This window comes from Sphingobium sp. CECT 9361 (assembly GCF_918741285.1).
In the GTDB taxonomy this organism is placed as follows: Bacteria; Pseudomonadota; Alphaproteobacteria; order Sphingomonadales; family Sphingomonadaceae; genus Sphingobium.
Window position 1 is genome coordinate 177,675 of record NZ_CAKKNC010000004.1, and the last position, 15,463, is coordinate 193,137.

Here is a 15,463-nt window from a genome sequence, read left to right on the forward strand (position 1 = left end):
CGGGTGCAAACCAAGACTACGGTTTTCCGAAACCGGAAGCCGACACGTTATGAATGATTCCACTCAGGACGCAGTGACCGTTCGCGTGGAGCCGGGCGGCGTTTGCGCGGTTATACCCGAACAATGGGACGCTTGCGCGGGCCCCGACAACCCCTTTGTCTCGCATGCTTTTCTCAGCATCATGGAGGAGTCCGGCAGCGTTGGCCCTGGAACGGGCTGGCAATCGCTACCCATGCTGATCGACGGTCCTGATGGGATGCTGGCAGCAGCCGCACCATGCTATGGCAAGACGCATAGCCAGGGCGAATATGTGTTCGATCATCAATGGGCGGATGCCTGGCAGCGGGCAGGCGGAAGCTACTATCCCAAGATCCAGATCGCTTCGCCCTTTTCCCCCGTCCCCGGTCCCCGCCTGCTGCTGCGCGATCCGACGATGGCCCCGGCATTGATCGGCGGCATCGAAATGCTGGTCGGGAACAACGATCTGTCCTCGGCGCATGCCACTTTTGTGGAGGAAAGCCAGGTTGCACTGTTCGAAGCGGCTGGCTGGCTGATTCGGGAGGACAGCCAATTCCATTTCACCAACCGAGGCTATGCAAGCTTCGATGAATTTCTGGTGGAATTGTCGAGCAGCAAGCGAAAGAACATTCGCAAGGAGCGTGCGAAGGCGGTCGAGGGGCTGGAGATATTCCATCTGACCGGGAGCGACCTGACGGAGAAGCACTGGGACATATTCTGGCGCTTCTATCAGGACACAGGCGCGCGCAAGTGGGGCACGCCGTATCTGACGCGGGTTGCGTTTTCGATGCTGGGGGAACGGATGGGCGACAAGATGTTGCTGATCCTGGCCTATCGCGCGGGCAAACCGATCGCCGGAGCGCTCAACCTGATCGGGAGCGACGCTTTGTTCGGTCGCTATTGGGGATGCAGCGAGGACATACCCTTCCTGCATTTCGAGCTATGTTATTATCAGGCAATCGATGTTGCCATTGCGCTGAGGCTGAAGCGTGTGGAGGCCGGTGCGCAAGGCGGGCACAAGCTCGCGCGCGGCTATGCCCCGCAGCCGACCTGGTCGGCCCATTACATCGCGGACCCAGGCTTTCGCCGGGCAGTCGCCGGGTTTCTGACGCAAGAGCGCGCCGCAGTAGTGCTTGACCGTGAATTTCTGGAAGAGCGTACGCCTTTCAAAAAGGCGTAAAGTTCAGGCGGCAGCGCGGGTCGTAGCAGCGATCCATGCGCGGGCCTGCCGCTGTGCTTCGACGATTTCGCGCGCCGTCATTTCTTCAGCCACATCGGCACGAAGCGACTGCGCTTCTTCGATACCCGCCAGCGCGGCAAGATTGAACCACTTGTGAGCCTCGATATAGTCGATTTCGATGTCGCCGCTGCCGCTGCTGTACGCTATGCCCAGTTCATACAGCGCATGGCCATTGCCGCGCGCCGCATCGGCCAATCGGCTTTCCATCAGAAACCGCGCACTCGAAATACTGTTACCCATCTCACCGAACCCCTCTTGGACGGTCCCACTATGGACTTCCGCAAATGGCAACTTGGCGAGTCGGTGATAATAAATGGTTAACGACGCGGTGGCCCGAAAATGAAATTATGTAGCGTTTTCATCGCAAGGCAGGGTTAATCACGCTCGGAGGAGATCGACCGCAATATTATCGATCAGCCGTGTGGACCCAATGCGCGCCGCGCCAAGCAATCTGGCGGGACGATCCAGCACCTCCATCGGCTCCAGCGTCACGGCATCGCAAAGCTGTACGTAATCGACCGACCCGAAACCATGGCCAAGCAACAATGCCTGCGCTGCATGCAATGCATCCCGGACGGGCATGCCCTTTTTCATCTGTCGGGCCGCTTCACCAAGAGCGCGCGGCAAGGCGAGCGCATCCCTGCGCTCCTGCTCGGTGAGATAAGCATTGCGGCTGGACAGCGCCAGGCCGTCTTCGGCCCGTTGCGTCGGCATGCCGATGATCTGCACGTCCATATCGAGATCGAGAACCATCCTGCGGATGACGGCAAGCTGCTGATAATCCTTCTCGCCGAACACAGCGACATCGGGTCGCACCTGATTGAAGAGTTTTGAGACCACGGTGGCGACGCCATCGAAATGGCCCGGTCGGGCCGCGCCGTCCAGCCCTTCGCTGACGCCAGAGACGGAGACATTCGATGAATAACCCGACGGGTACATGGCGTCGACGGATGGTGCCCAGAGTATCGCCACGCCTGCATCGGCCAGCATCTTGCTGTCGCCCGCTTCGCGGCGGGGATAGGCCGCAAGATCCTCGTTAGGGCCAAATTGCTTTGGATTGACGAAGATCGAGACGACGACATGCGCGGCCTGGCGCTTGGCTTCGTCGACCAACGCCATATGTCCGTCATGCAATGCCCCCATAGTAGGAACCAGCGCGACGGGCTTTCCATCAGCACGAAGGGTTGCAAGTGCGCCACGAAGGGCAGGAAGATCACGGAGGGTTTGCACGTGGCGGGAGGCTCCGATAAGGGCTGAACGATCCTTTTCCGCTAAGGCGTCAATGCCCGGCCGGTCAAGAATCAAACGATAATACCAACGATCAGAACAGGGAACTGCAGGTCCAATGACCAGCCACAAGGCGCACACCATCGTCTTTGCCAATGAAAAAGGCGGCACGGGCAAATCGACGACGGCGGTGCACGTCGCCGTAGCGCTGGCCACGCAGGGGCACCGAGTCGGGATGATCGATCTCGATCCCCGGCAGCGGACCGTCACGCGCTATATGGAGAATCGGGGCGACACAGCGAAGCGGCGCAACATCGTGCTGCCTGCGCCTGAATACGCCGTTTTCAAGGGCGACACGCTGGAGGCGCTGGCGGAGGAAGTGGCTGCCGTAGCGCAGGGCAAGGATTTCCTGATAGTCGACACACCCGGTCGTGACGATGTGTTCGCCCGTGCCATGGCATCGCAGGCGCATACGCTGGTAACGCCGATGAACGACAGCTTCGTCGATTTCGATCTGATCGGGCAAGTCGATGCCGAGACATTCAAGGTCAAGCGCTTGTCCTTTTATTCCGAACTAATTTTCGAAGCGCGCAAAAGCCGTGCGAAAGCCGACGGGGTGTCGATCGACTGGGTCGTGTTGCGCAACCGCGTCCAGCATCACGACGCTCGCAACAAGAAGCGTGTGGGTGATGCGCTCACCGAGTTATCGCGACGTGTCGGCTTTCGTGTTATTCCCGGCCTCTCCGAGCGTGTGATCTATCGTGAGCTGTTTCCGTCAGGCCTGACCTTGCTGGACAAAGGGCATCTGGGCGAACTGGGCGTCAGCCACATCGCGGCGCGACAGGAGCTGCGCGAAATGGTGGCCGGCCTGGCCTTGCCGTCGGTGGTGCATGAGCAGGAAGCCGCTTCCGCCGAAGCCCACAACCAAGAGCCGCTGGACGCTGCCTGATGGGGTTGCTGGCCATTCTGCTCATCGGGGTGGCCGGATGGCTTGTCTGGACTGGGCGACTGCAGCGGATAACTGCCAAGGACGGCCTGATGCTTGGCATCGCCATCGTAGGCGCGGTGATGGCGGCCAAAGGCAAGCCGCTCATCGGCGTGTTGCCGGTGATCGTCTCTGTCATTTACGCGGCGATGCGTATCCGCAAACCTGCAAAAGCTGTTCGTGCAGCACCGGATGAAAGCCGTGTCGCGGATGCGCGAGAACTGCTGGGGTTGGCGGCCAATGCTGATGCTGAAGACATTCGGGCGGCACATCGTCGTTTGATTGCCACGGTCCATCCCGACAAAGGCGGCACGCAGGCGCTAGCAGCAAAAATCAACGAAGCGCGCGATGTGCTATTGCAGCATTATGCGATATTGCACATGCACAATGAACAAGATTCGGGCCGCGATCGGTAACGCCACGAACAATTTCAGAAAGACAGGAAGACGCATGACGCACAGTTTTCACCCTACATCTCTGCGCGAATATGACATTCGTGGCATTATCGGCGAAACGCTGGGCGAAGCCGATGCCTATGCCATCGGTCGCGGTTTCGGCACGCTGATCGGGCGTGCAGGCGGCAAGAAAGTCGCCGTAGGTTATGACGGTCGCGTCAGCTCGCCGATATTGGAGGCCGCTCTCGTCAAAGGTCTCAATGAAAGCGGCATCCATGCCGTGCGGATCGGCGAAGGTCCGACCCCGATGCTCTATTACGCCGAAGCCGTGCTGGACGTGGATGGCGGAATCGAAATCACGGGCAGCCACAACCCTGCCAATTACAACGGTTTCAAGATGGTGTTTCAGCACCGTCCTTTCTTTGGCGCCGATATCCAGCAGCTCGGCACGATGGCGGCAAACGGCGATTGGGACGACGGCACTGCCGGGTCGGAAAGCGCCGAGATCATGGATCAGTATGTCGCGCGACTGGTCGAAGGCTTCGACGGTGCAGCCTATCGTATTGGCTGGGACGCCGGGAATGGCGTGGCCGGGCCGATCGTCGAGAAGCTCATCAAGCTGCTGCCGGGTGAGCATTACACCCTGTTTACCGACGTTGACGGCAATTTTCCCAATCATCACCCCGACCCAACCGAGGAAAAGAACCTCGTCGATCTCAAGGCGCTGGTTGCCGACAAGAAACTCGACTTCGGCGTGGCATTCGATGGCGATGGTGACCGTATTGGCGCCATCGATGGCGAAGGTCGGGTGATCTGGGGCGATCAGTTGCTGTCGATCTATGCAGAGCCGGTGTTGAAGGAACTGCCCGGTGCGACGATCATCGCGGACGTAAAGGCCAGTCAGGCACTGTACGATCGCGTGGCGGAACTGGGCGGCGTGCCTTTGATGTGGAAGACGGGCCATAGCCTCATCAAGTCGAAGATGAAGGAAACCGGCAGCCCGCTGGCCGGCGAAATGAGCGGTCATATCTTTTTCAAACATGAATATTATGGTTTCGACGATGCGCTATACGCTGCCGTCCGTCTGATCCGCGCGGCAACATCGCTGGGCAAGAGCGTCACCCAATTGCGCAGCGAAATGCCCGCCATGGTCAACACACCCGAAATGCGGTTCCAGGTCGATGAAAGCCGCAAATTTGCTGTCATCGACGAAGTGCTCGCACGTCTGAAGGAATCCGGCGCAACGGTGAATGACACTGACGGCGCACGCGTCAACACGCCCGACGGCTGGTGGTTGTTGCGTGCATCCAACACCCAGGATGTGCTGGTTGCCCGCGCAGAAGCCAAGGATCAGGCGGGACTCGACAAGCTGCTCGCGCAGATCGATTCGCAACTTGCGGCGTCCGGATTGGAACGCGGCCCGCAAGCGGGACACTGATTTTCGCCTGAGACGCCATATCGGCCTGTTAAAAACAACAGGACGGCACGCTACCTTCCGTTACGGAAGTCTAGCGTCTTTGTAGAGTTGCAATTTTTGCAACCAGTGTTTTGTTTTTCGCATTTGCAGCAACCCTTGCTGCGATGCACAACGATCAGGCCTTTCAGGCATCCTCTCCTAAAACTTTCAGGCCGTCCTTCGGGGCGGCCTTTTTTTGTTTGGCGATGGTACTGTTGTGGTGTTGGCCAATCGATACCTATATCCGTGGATGGCTTCCGCACTTCCCGCCGCTTTGAACGACTGGTTCGCTGCGCGTGGATGGTCCCCTCGACGCCATCAGCGTGACATGCTGGCCGCGGCGGAGACTGGACAGCATGCGCTGCTTGTCGCACCCACCGGCGCTGGCAAGACTCTTGCCGGGTTTCTGCCCGTGTTGGCGGATCTCATCGAAACGCAGCATGTCGGGCTGCACACCTTGTATGTATCCCCGCTCAAGGCGCTGGCTGTTGACGTCCAGAGGAATTTGCTGACGCCAATCGACGAAATGGATTTGCCGATCCGCGTCGAGACACGAACGGGCGACACCCCCAGCGACCGGAAGGCACGCCAGCGGGTGCGGCCACCGCACATATTGCTGACCACGCCGGAATCGCTCTCGCTTTTATTGAGCTATCCCGACGCCGCGCTGTTGTTCACCAATCTCAAAACCGTCATCGTCGATGAGGTCCATGCCTTCGCAACGCAAAAGCGCGGCGACCTGCTGGCTCTGTGCATGGCGCGGCTGCAGACCATCCATCCCGCTTTGCGGCGTGTCGCCTTGTCCGCGACGGTGGCCGACGTCGACGCCTACCGCGCCTGGCTTGCACCCGATGGCGACATCAACACTGTCGAAACGGTGATCGGCGAGCAAGGTGCCGACCCCGTCATCGACATACTGATCCCCGAGGGCCGCGTGCCGTGGTCCGGTCATTCGGGGAAGTACGCCGCCACCCAAGTCATGGCGGAAATCAAGAAACGCCGCACGACGCTGGTATTCTGCAATACGCGCGGATTGGCGGAACTGATCTTTCAGGAACTGTGGTCCGCCAACGACGACAATCTTCCCATCGGTATCCACCACGGCAGTTTGTCGCGAGAAGCACGGCGCAAGGTGGAAAATGCGATGGCCGCCGGTAAACTTCGCGCGCTTGTGGCGACAGCATCACTGGACCTGGGTGTCGACTGGGGCGATGTGGACTGCGTGATTCAGATGGGCGCCCCCAAAGGCAGCTCACGATTGCTGCAAAGGATCGGGCGCGCCAACCACCGGCTCGACACGCCGAGCGAAGCGATCGTGATCCCCGGCAATCGATTCGAATATCTCGAAGCGCGTGCGGCGCTCGACGCCGTCGAAGCGGGCGAACGCGATGCCGACGATTTTCGCCCCGGTGCGCTGGATGTCCTTGCGCAGCACATCATGGGTGTCGCCTGTGCCGGACCGTTTCAGGAAGCAGCGATGCTGGAGGAGATACGGTCCGCCCTCCCCTATAGTGCGTTGACCGCAGAGGAATTTGCGCGCGTCCTCTCCTTCATCGAAGGCGGCGGATATGCGCTGAAAGCCTATGACCGGTTCAAACGGCTGGTGAAGGATCCTGACGGGCAATGGCGCGTGGCCCATCCGCAATTCATCGCGCAGCATCGGCTGAACGCAGGCATCATCGTCGATCAGCCTGTACTGAACGTGCGCTTTGCCAACGGGCGAACGCTGGGTACGGTCGAGGAAGGCTTTGCCGCGCAACTGGCACCGCGCGACTGTTTCTTCTTTTCGGGAACGGCGCTGGAAGTCGTGAAGATGGATACCACCGATCTGATCGTCCGCGCGACCAGTCGTCCGGCGCGCATCCCCAGTTGGGGTGGAACGCGCATGGCGATGTCGACGCGGCTGGCCGACAGGGTTCGTGAATTTTTGGCCTCCCCTGACCAATGGCATCGCTTTCCGCCCGACGTTCATGAGTGGCTGGAAACGCAACTGCTACGCTCCGCCCTCCCCCAGCCAGGACAATTGCTGGTCGAGACCTTCCCGCATGAAGGTCGCGAATATCTCATCTGCTACAGCTTCGAAGGATGGAATGCGCATCAATCGCTGGGAATGCTGCTGACCCGCCGTATGGAGGCGCAGGGACTGATGCCTGTCGGCTTCGTGGCGAACGACTATGCGCTGGCGATCAACAGCCTGAAACCCGTCACAGACCCACGCAGCCTGTTCACGCGCGATATCCTGACGGACGAGTTCGTCGAGTGGGTGGAGCAATCGAGCCTGCTCAAGCGGGCGTTCCGCGATGTGGCGGTCATCAGTGGCCTGATCGAGCGGCAGCATCCGGGCAAACGCAAGACGGGGCGACAGGTGACGTTTTCGACCGATCTTATCTACGATGTGCTCCGCAAATATGAGCCCGACCATATGCTGATGGATGCCGCATGGGCCGATGCCCGCGCGCGCATGACCGATGTGGGTCGGCTAGGCGATCTGATCGACCGGGCGGCCGATACGATGCTGCATATCACGCTGGACCGCGTCAGTCCGCTTGCCGTACCCACCCTGATCCTGATGGGTCGCGAGGCGGTGGGGAGTCGCGCGACGGAGGATGCCTTGCTGGTCGAAGCGGAGGCATTGGTGCGCGAGGCAATGCGGACGGAATAGAGGCAGACGGTTAAAATCCACTTGCCAACCGCCAAGAGTAAGGAATATTGTTATGGTATAACATTATGTGGGAGGGTGGGATGACTGCGTTTGTAAAAGCGGTTGGACATGGCGAAGAGCCGGTCAGTGACATGAACACTACGCCGCTCATCGATGTGATGCTGGTTTTGCTGATCATGTTCATCATCACCATTCCGATGCAGACTCATGGCATCCGCGTGGACCTACCGCAAAAACCTACAGAGTCGGTGCTTGATCCCGTCAACACGCTGAAGAACCGACTGACTATCGATGCAACCGACACGATCCGCTGGAACGGCGCGGCGATCGACCGGCTGACGTTGCGGCGCTATCTCAATCGGACGATGATGCTTCCGGTGGAGCCTGAACTGCAATTCCAGCCCGATGCTCGGACACGCTATGTCACAGTTGACGAAGTGCTGGCCGATATTCGCCGCGCTGGTGTCACGCACATGGGTTTCGTGGGTAATGAGGACTATGCAGCGTTTTAACCGGCGCACTCTAGCCACCCATCAATTGCTGCCCATCCTTTAGCGCAGGATGGGTGCAATCCGCGCCAGCGACTTGCCGTCATACCGCCCAAGGCGATGACGGGTCGATTGGCCTGTCGCGCCAACATGGCAAAACGCACACGACCCAGTGTGCGGGATCCGGGATGCGAGCGTGTTGGAAAGACGGGCGAGACAAACAGGATGTCCGCGCCGGACTGCTCAGCGCTTCGCATTTCCGGTACATTATGGGCAGGGGCGCTATGGATCAGAGTGTCCGGGCCTTGCGACCGCCCATGCCATCCGTCAGCCTTCCATGCGCGCGCGGTCCGGGCGTCGTCGGCCAGGAGCAATAAAAGCCGACGCCTGCGCGTAACTGCGCGTACATTGTCGAACAGCCTGCGCCGGGATTTGCGTTTCAGCCCGTAGTGGCGAAACACGACGCCCGCACCGCGCGGCAGATGGTGCAGCGCTTTCATCAGGGCGTCAGTGCCAATCCGCTCGTCGGTCATCAACCAAAGCGTCGGCAGGGATTTTTTGCAGTGACGCGCTGGCATGGGCAGGCTTATAGCAAGCGCCATGACCTCTGCCACTTCTTCTGTCGATGCCGCAACGCGGCTCGCGACTGTCCGCAACGACATCGTTCGCGCCGCAGCCCTCACCGGACGTACGGCGCAGGATGTCACCCTCATCGCCGTGTCGAAGACCCATAACGCGGCGGAAATCACGCCGCTGATCGCGGCGGGACAGCGTGTGTTTGGAGAAAACCGCGTGCAGGAGGCACAGGGCAAATGGCCTGCCTTGCGTACCGATACACCCGATATCACCCTGCATCTCGTTGGCCAGTTGCAATCGAACAAGGCCGACGAGGCGGTTGCCCTGTTCGATGCGATCCATTCGTTGGATCGGCCTTCCCTGCTGACCGCACTTGCCAAGGCGATGGATAAAGCGGGCAAGCAGGTGCCCTGTTTCGTGCAGGTCAATATCGGCGCGGAGGCCCAGAAGGGTGGATGCCCGATCGGGGAAGTCCCTGGACTGATCGCGCAGGCACGCGCCGCGGATGTACCGCTGCTCGGCCTGATGTGCGTGCCGCCTGCGGATGTCGAAGCAGCGCCCTATTTCGCATTGCTGGCGAAGCTCGCGCAGGAGGAAGGGCTGGCTGGCCTCTCCATGGGCATGTCGAGCGATTATGAGACCGCAATCATGCTGGGCGCAACGCATGTGCGTGTCGGCACGGCGCTCTTCGGCGGACGGCCTGTCGCATAGTAAAAGGCCCGCCCCATCATGCGGTGGAGCGGGCCTTTATTTGCACCGATCAGACGATTAGAACTTCCCGCGAAGGGTAACCCCGTAGGTGCGCGGTTCGGCGAGATACGCGGAGATCAACTGGTTCGCCATGACAGCGCCCGATACCCGCCCGAACTGACCGACACTGGATGTCGAAGGGCTGCTTGACTGTAGCGGGCTGCTGAAGGCAACCTGCGTATAGTCCTTGTTGAAGATGTTCTGTCCCCAGAATTCCACGGCCCAGGCCTGATTCTTGCCCCTTAAGCCGACACGCGCATTGAAGATCGCAAAACCGTCCTGGCCCTTTTCGGGGAACAGATCGGACCCGGTATTGTAGTCGCTGGTCATGCGGCCATCGACATAGAACAAGGCCGAAAGACCGCTTGTGCCGATGTCCGGGGTCCAGGCGACGCTCGCTGTCGTCACGAGTTCCGGAGCGTTCGAGTTGATGCTGCCGGGCAGCAGGAACAATGCCGGGTCGAGCGGCACCTGACCATTGGAGCTACCGACGAGGCGGTTGGCATATTTTGCACGCGCGTAGGTAAAGCCACCCGTCAAACGCAGATTGCGTGCTGGCGAAGCGGTCATTTCCAGTTCGACACCCTGGCTGATCAGGCCCGGCTTCACATCGCCGCTATCGCAACGGCCACCGCCCGCTGCTGGCGATCCTGCCGTCAGATCGCTGCCGCAGCCGTTGATGTTCTGCACGACGAACCCGGTGCCGTTAAACGTGTTCAACTGGAAGTTCTTGAACTCCTGCCGGAACGCCGCGACGTTGATGCTCCATTTGGGCTGGCTGAACTTGATACCCAGTTCGTAGGCATCGACCTTCTCCGCGTCGAAGCGAAGCGACGTCACGTCGGCATTGGAGCGGGGAGAGAACACGGCTGGAACCGGGTTTACGCCGGTCGTTCCTAACTGGAAGCGATCGAGGTTAAAACCGCCAGCCTTGTAGCCCTTCGAATAGCTGGCATAGGTCAGGAGGTTGTTGGTGGGCTTCCAGGAAAGAACGCCCGTGCCCGAGAATTCACCGTCGCTGAAGCTGTCGTTGAGGTCCAGAGCATTAAGTGTCGTGCTGCTATTACCCAGGCACCCCAGCGTCAGGATACCACCGGCAAGCGCCTGCGCACTGCCCAGGGCCGGGTTGATCGCCACCGCAGGCAGGCTGGAGGATTGCAACGCAGCACAGGTCGCATTGTTGTTATTGAGGTCCGCCGAGAACTTCTTGCGCTCACGGGTGTAACGCACGCCGATGGTCAGATCGACCCGATCGGTCAAATGCACGATATTGTGCGTGAAGAGCGCCCAGTTGCGGCTGTTCTGATAGTAGCGGTTGTCGACATCGCCAGCACCGTTGGGGATAGCTGCCAACGCCCTAAGGCCGTTGCCCAAACCCGTCGAAATGGCGCCAGCCTGTGCAGCCGCAGTGCCTGCAGGAAGGCCCGCGTTAAGGAATGCAGCGTTCAGCCCGGTGTTCAGATTGCCCTGCGTGGCGGCAATCAGCGGCGTAGTCGCTGCGCCGCTGGAGCAGGCCGCAAGCTGTCCCGCCGTGAAGTTGCTGTTCACACCTGAGCCCGCCATCAGGCGGCAGGCCGCAAAGCGCCCGTAATCGGCACCGAAGCGAATATTATCCCGCAGTGTCAGCTTTTCATTGGCGAAATAGCCGCCGACAAGCCAGTCGAGCTTGTCGCTGAAAGCCGATCCCTGCAGACGCAATTCCTGCGTAAACGTCTTGAACTGACGGAACGTACCGGGATCGCGGTAGAGCAGATCGGCAGTGCCGTAGTCGTAATCGCCATAATCCTTGCTCTTATAGTCGCGATAGGCCGTAATGCTGGTCAGCGTTGCGCCGCCGAAGTCATAGTTGATTTCGCCTGAAACGCCCCAATCCTTCAGCTTGCTGACATATTCGCGGCCGGGTGTGATGCTGAGTTCGCGATCATAGGGATCGGCGGGAAATACGGCGCCCTGTCCCTGCAGGATCGATACGATCCTGTTGAACGGCGCAACGCTATATGTCTCTCCACCAGAAGCGGGACGGCGTTCGCGCGTTTCGATATAGGCAGCGCCGCAGCAGCTTTCGTCGCGGTTGGTATAGTCGCCGATCAAACGCACCGACAGGGCATCGGTGGGTTCGAACAGCATCTGCCCACGCAGGAAATAGCGGTCGCGATCGTTGGTATCGCCAACCTTGTTGCCCGTCCTGTCGATCAGATCGTAAAAGCCGTCACGCTTCGACAGGACACCGTCGAGGCTGACTGCCAGCGTATCGGTGATCGGGCCGGTGATGCGGCCGGCCAGACGCCAGTAATCGTAATTACCGTATGTGATCTCGCCACTGCCGCCCAGCTTGAATTCGGGCTTCTTGCTGACGATGTTGAGCAGACCTGCAGAAGCATTGCGGCCAAACAGCGTGCCTTGCGGTCCGCGCAGCACTTCGACCCGCTCGATCTCTCCAAGTTCGTTGAGGCCAGCGCCGGTACGCGACCGATACACGCCGTCGATGAACACAGCGACCGAGCTTTCGAGACCGGGATTATCGCCGACGGTGCCGATGCCACGAATGCGTGCCGAGCCATTGGCTTCGGAGCCGGTCGACGACACCAGCAAGGATGGTGCAAGCTGGTTGAGTTGACGGATGTCGCTGGCGCCGCTGTTCTGCAGTGACTGCGCCGTAACCGCCGACACAGCGATCGGCACGTCAGACAACGGGCTGGCGCGGCGCGTAGCCGTAACGATGATGTCGCTTTCATTACCCGTCGGTTCAGCCTGGGGCGCAGCATCCGAATTTTGCGCAACAGCTTCCTGCGCATAAGCAGGGACCGCAGCGATGGCGATGAGCGCTACGGCGCTCGCAGTTTGCAACCAAGGCTTTTTGTTCATGGGACACCCTCTCTAACTGCGTGGCTATGTTACCACGTCGATCGTCAGGATAATCGTAGGATTTATAAGGCCGCATAGCAATACAGCCCTGTGTTTTCAGGAAAATGCGGCGCTTATGCAACAGTCAGCGATGCTGCATTGCAACAGCCTGAGCTTTCCGTACCGTCACCTTTACGTGCCTTAAGCGGTGCGACGACAAAGCTGCGGCGAGAGCAGCGGAAAGCGCAGTAATTGGCCGTTCAGAGGCACCAGCGCTTCACCGGTATCGCCGACCAATTTCCGAATCTGTGCATGCCCGGCGTCAAGCCCGCCGGTCAGCGCACCGAACGCGGGCAGGATCATCTTGCCAGCGCCTTTGACGAAACAGGGACGGGCCACGTTCCGTCCACGAAATGACATCCGCAGCTTGGGATGATAGTGTCCCGATATTTCCGGGCGCGGGTCTTCGCTGCTGGCTTCATGCCGCAACACGATACCGTCCACTATGGCTTCAGTAACGACTTGCCCGCCCAGCGCCGCAAAGTGCACCGACTCTGTCATGGCAACATCGTGATTGCCCGTCACCCAAATCCACCGAAGTGTCGATGTCAGCGCGACCAGACGTGCGCGAACATCGGCAGGGAGACGGGCGGGCCCATGGCTGTCGTGGAAGCTGTCGCCCAGACACCAAAGCTCCTCCGCGCCGGTATCGGCGACAAGTCGCTCGACGGCATGAAGCGTTGCCATGCTGTCATAAGGCGGCAGCATCTGCCCCGACCGGGCATACCAGCTCGCCTTTTCAAAGTGCAGATCGGCCACCAGCAGCGCCTTGCGCGCAGGCCAGTACAGGGCAGCCTGAGGCAAAGCGTGCAGTGTGTGACCGGCGAACGAAAGGGGAACCATGCCCCTCTATGCGCTGTGCGGCATGGGCTTTCAACTGGCGGGATGCGGGATTATAGGGCCGATATGCTCGATCCATCGCAAAACCCTGAACCGCTTACCGTCGCAGCCTTATACCGGTTCGCGCACTTTTCCGATCCAACAGCCTTGCGTGAGCCGCTGCTGGCCGTGTGCGAAGCGGGGGGCATCCGCGGCACGCTGCTGTTGGCGAAGGAAGGCATCAACGGCACGATTGCCGGCCCAAAGGACGGGATTGCACAGGTTCTGACCCATATTCGCGGCTTGCCCGACTGTGCGGCGCTCGACGTCAAATATGCGCAGACAGACGTTATGCCCTTCGGTCGCATGAAGGTGCGCGTGAAGCAGGAAATCGTGACCATGCGCCAAGGTAACCTCGACCCCGCGCGGCAGGCCGGCATCTACGTCGATCCGCAAGACTGGAACGCGCTGATCGCCGATCCTGACACGGTCGTGATCGATACGCGCAATGTTTATGAAGTTTCGATTGGGACATTCGAAGGCGCGGTCGATCCGGGAACGCGGTCGTTCCGAGAGTTTCCGGCATGGTTCGATGCGTTTTCGGCGGAGCTGGCGGCACAGGGGCGTAGCCCGAAAATCGCCATGTTCTGCACCGGCGGCATACGGTGCGAAAAGTCGACGGCCTATGCCCGGGTGCAAGGCCTAGGAGACGTATATCACCTTAATGGCGGGATATTGCGGTATCTGGAGGAAGTGCCGGAGGAGCAGAGCCTCTGGCATGGCGAATGCTTCGTATTCGACGACCGCGTATCGGTGGGGCACGGGTTGCAGCCTGGCACGCATAGCCTGTGCCAATCTTGCGGCGCTGCCTTTCCAGAGGGCGCAGCGCATGATTGCGGCAATCGATCAGGGGTTAAGCGCGGCGAGTTGCTGCCCTGAAAGCGCGCCCTGATCGGGCAGCAGAAAGTCCACGCGCTTGGCGCCGAAGTCGATGGCAACGCGCTGAAATGCGCGGAGGGCATTGATACCGAGGAGGAGCGCGGGTTTCTCCGACAATCCCAATTCAGCAAAAGGGGCAGCATCGGCAAACATGATCGGTACATCGGTCATGGTCAGATTGCCCATCTTCAATTTACGCATCACGCCCCATTGCCCGGTGATCGTATGTCCCGACACGCTCATCATCGTCGCGGTACCCGAAAAGCGGCCCTTCTGCTTGCGAGTCAGACGCTTGAGCAAGGCAGCATTCCCCACACTATATTCCGTGCCGGTGTCCAGAATGACGTTCACACGCTGCCCTTCCGCATGGGAATCGAGCAATATCAACTGCCCCAGCTTGCTGCGCGCAGTCACCACAATGGCGTCGGGTTCGTCCTTAGCCTTGCGGTGCCGCGTCGGTCCAATTTCCATGCGGCCGGTACGGAAATTGAGGACCAGGCGTTTGGACTGCAGCCCGTCCAGCCCCAATAGTCCCTCGGCACCCAGATGTTCGCCGGAAAAGACCGGCGCCTGAATGTCGTTTACATATGTCGTACCGAAAGACAGACGCGGCACGGTTACCGTGTCGACATTGGTCGTGCCGGTCATGCTCAACACCCTGACCTGCACGTCGGCGACAAGAGCGAGCCGATCGGCAAGCTCGCGGGACACGACAGTGCGCTGCGATCCGGTATCGACTATGAACGCATAGGGCCCTTTATCGTCTATGCGGATGGGGATGCTGACGCGATTGTCGGGGTCGTTGGTCGTCTGCACGACTGCAGGCGGCTCGGCGGGATCGAGTGAGGCGGTGCCAGCGACCTGCGCCAAAGCGGCAGCAGGAGCGACCGCAACGAGCAGCCCCATCATAGTGTGCCGCAATCCCGACATCGCTGCTCTCCCACTTCATTTTATTGTGTGAGCAGCATAACACAGTTCAGGGTCGCTCTCAACGCAAGCACGTC

Annotated in this window: 14 protein-coding genes; 8 read left to right on the forward strand and 6 right to left on the reverse strand. The window is 60.0% G+C overall.

Going from position 1 to position 15,463, the window contains the following annotated elements; all coding sequences use genetic code 11:
• Positions 1 to 49: 49 nt before the first annotated feature.
• Positions 50 to 1,198, forward strand: a complete 1,149-nt coding sequence (locus tag LQ220_RS08955; RefSeq protein WP_230187940.1) for a GNAT family N-acetyltransferase — start codon at positions 50 to 52, stop codon at positions 1,196 to 1,198.
• A gap of 3 nt (positions 1,199 to 1,201) precedes the next feature.
• Here LQ220_RS08955 and LQ220_RS08960 read toward each other — a convergent pair whose 3' ends face one another.
• Both LQ220_RS08960 and panC read right to left on the reverse strand, forming a co-directional pair.
• Positions 1,202 to 1,498 carry an SEL1-like repeat protein gene (locus LQ220_RS08960; RefSeq protein ID WP_230187941.1) on the reverse strand — a complete coding sequence of 99 codons (297 nt, stop codon included), beginning with the start codon at positions 1,496 to 1,498 and terminating at the stop codon, positions 1,202 to 1,204.
• Between the two features lie 138 nt (positions 1,499 to 1,636).
• Positions 1,637 to 2,488 carry a pantoate--beta-alanine ligase gene (gene panC / locus LQ220_RS08965; protein WP_230187942.1) on the reverse strand — a complete coding sequence of 284 codons (852 nt, stop codon included), beginning with the start codon at positions 2,486 to 2,488 and terminating at the stop codon, positions 1,637 to 1,639.
• A gap of 115 nt (positions 2,489 to 2,603) precedes the next feature.
• Between panC and LQ220_RS08970 the strand changes: the two genes are divergently transcribed.
• The 5 genes from LQ220_RS08970 (at position 2,604) to LQ220_RS08990 (ending at position 8,495) form a co-directional block, all read left to right on the forward strand.
• Complete coding sequence (locus LQ220_RS08970) at positions 2,604 to 3,434, forward strand: division plane positioning ATPase MipZ (RefSeq protein ID WP_230187943.1); 831 nt, start codon at positions 2,604 to 2,606, stop codon at positions 3,432 to 3,434.
• Positions 3,434 to 3,886 (forward strand): J domain-containing protein, encoded by a 453-nt coding sequence (locus tag LQ220_RS08975; RefSeq protein WP_230187944.1) that lies wholly within the window; start codon positions 3,434 to 3,436, stop codon positions 3,884 to 3,886. The genes LQ220_RS08970 and LQ220_RS08975 overlap by 1 nt, the downstream gene beginning before the upstream one ends.
• Before the next feature lie 34 nt (positions 3,887 to 3,920).
• Entirely contained in the window at positions 3,921 to 5,303 is a 1,383-nt protein-coding gene (gene pgmG / locus LQ220_RS08980; RefSeq protein ID WP_230187945.1) for a phosphoglucomutase/phosphomannomutase PgmG, read from the forward strand.
• Positions 5,304 to 5,571: 268 nt separating this feature from the next.
• Positions 5,572 to 7,983 carry a ligase-associated DNA damage response DEXH box helicase gene (locus LQ220_RS08985; protein WP_230187946.1) on the forward strand — a complete coding sequence of 804 codons (2,412 nt, stop codon included), beginning with the start codon at positions 5,572 to 5,574 and terminating at the stop codon, positions 7,981 to 7,983.
• 80 nt (positions 7,984 to 8,063) lie between these two features.
• Positions 8,064 to 8,495, forward strand: coding sequence for a biopolymer transporter ExbD (locus LQ220_RS08990; protein WP_230187947.1), 432 nt, complete (start codon positions 8,064 to 8,066; stop codon positions 8,493 to 8,495).
• On the opposite strand, the gene LQ220_RS08995 is transcribed toward LQ220_RS08990, so the two are convergent.
• Positions 8,492 to 9,073, reverse strand: a complete 582-nt coding sequence (locus LQ220_RS08995) for a thiamine phosphate synthase (protein WP_230187948.1) — start codon at positions 9,071 to 9,073, stop codon at positions 8,492 to 8,494. The genes LQ220_RS08990 and LQ220_RS08995 overlap by 4 nt on opposite strands.
• Here LQ220_RS08995 and LQ220_RS09000 point away from each other — a divergent pair.
• Positions 9,072 to 9,758, forward strand: coding sequence for a YggS family pyridoxal phosphate-dependent enzyme (locus tag LQ220_RS09000; RefSeq protein WP_230187949.1), 687 nt, complete (start codon positions 9,072 to 9,074; stop codon positions 9,756 to 9,758). The two genes, LQ220_RS08995 and LQ220_RS09000, sit on opposite strands and share 2 nt — an antisense overlap.
• A gap of 57 nt (positions 9,759 to 9,815) precedes the next feature.
• Here LQ220_RS09000 and LQ220_RS09005 read toward each other — a convergent pair whose 3' ends face one another.
• Both LQ220_RS09005 and pdeM read right to left on the reverse strand, forming a co-directional pair.
• Positions 9,816 to 12,662 (reverse strand): TonB-dependent receptor, encoded by a 2,847-nt coding sequence (locus LQ220_RS09005; protein ID WP_230187950.1) that lies wholly within the window; start codon positions 12,660 to 12,662, stop codon positions 9,816 to 9,818.
• A gap of 180 nt (positions 12,663 to 12,842) precedes the next feature.
• A complete protein-coding gene (gene pdeM, locus LQ220_RS09010) occupies positions 12,843 to 13,544 on the reverse strand; it encodes a ligase-associated DNA damage response endonuclease PdeM (RefSeq protein ID WP_230187951.1) in 702 nt (233 codons plus the stop codon).
• Between the two features lie 42 nt (positions 13,545 to 13,586).
• Between pdeM and LQ220_RS09015 the strand changes: the two genes are divergently transcribed.
• Positions 13,587 to 14,459, forward strand: a complete 873-nt coding sequence (locus LQ220_RS09015; RefSeq protein ID WP_230187952.1) for a rhodanese-related sulfurtransferase — start codon at positions 13,587 to 13,589, stop codon at positions 14,457 to 14,459.
• On the opposite strand, the gene LQ220_RS09020 is transcribed toward LQ220_RS09015, so the two are convergent.
• Positions 14,427 to 15,389, reverse strand: a complete 963-nt coding sequence (locus LQ220_RS09020; RefSeq protein ID WP_230187953.1) for a retroviral-like aspartic protease family protein — start codon at positions 15,387 to 15,389, stop codon at positions 14,427 to 14,429. The genes LQ220_RS09015 and LQ220_RS09020 overlap by 33 nt on opposite strands.
• Positions 15,390 to 15,463: the final 74 nt, after the last annotated feature.

Coding starts and splice junctions, on each gene's coding strand:
- LQ220_RS08955 (WP_230187940.1), top strand. CDS start 50: ATGAATGATTCCACTCAGGACGCAGTGACCGTTCGCGTGGAGCCGGGC.
- LQ220_RS08960 (WP_230187941.1), bottom strand. CDS start 1,498: ATGGGTAACAGTATTTCGAGTGCGCGGTTTCTGATGGAAAGCCGATTG.
- LQ220_RS08970 (WP_230187943.1), top strand. CDS start 2,604: ATGACCAGCCACAAGGCGCACACCATCGTCTTTGCCAATGAAAAAGGC.
- LQ220_RS08975 (WP_230187944.1), top strand. CDS start 3,434: ATGGGGTTGCTGGCCATTCTGCTCATCGGGGTGGCCGGATGGCTTGTC.
- pgmG (WP_230187945.1), top strand. CDS start 3,921: ATGACGCACAGTTTTCACCCTACATCTCTGCGCGAATATGACATTCGT.
- LQ220_RS08985 (WP_230187946.1), top strand. CDS start 5,572: ATGGCTTCCGCACTTCCCGCCGCTTTGAACGACTGGTTCGCTGCGCGT.
- LQ220_RS08990 (WP_230187947.1), top strand. CDS start 8,064: ATGACTGCGTTTGTAAAAGCGGTTGGACATGGCGAAGAGCCGGTCAGT.
- LQ220_RS09000 (WP_230187949.1), top strand. CDS start 9,072: ATGACCTCTGCCACTTCTTCTGTCGATGCCGCAACGCGGCTCGCGACT.
- LQ220_RS08995 (WP_230187948.1), bottom strand. CDS start 9,073: ATGGCGCTTGCTATAAGCCTGCCCATGCCAGCGCGTCACTGCAAAAAA.
- LQ220_RS09005 (WP_230187950.1), bottom strand. CDS start 12,662: ATGAACAAAAAGCCTTGGTTGCAAACTGCGAGCGCCGTAGCGCTCATC.
- pdeM (WP_230187951.1), bottom strand. CDS start 13,544: ATGGTTCCCCTTTCGTTCGCCGGTCACACACTGCACGCTTTGCCTCAG.
- LQ220_RS09015 (WP_230187952.1), top strand. CDS start 13,587: ATGCGGGATTATAGGGCCGATATGCTCGATCCATCGCAAAACCCTGAA.
- LQ220_RS09020 (WP_230187953.1), bottom strand. CDS start 15,389: ATGTCGGGATTGCGGCACACTATGATGGGGCTGCTCGTTGCGGTCGCT.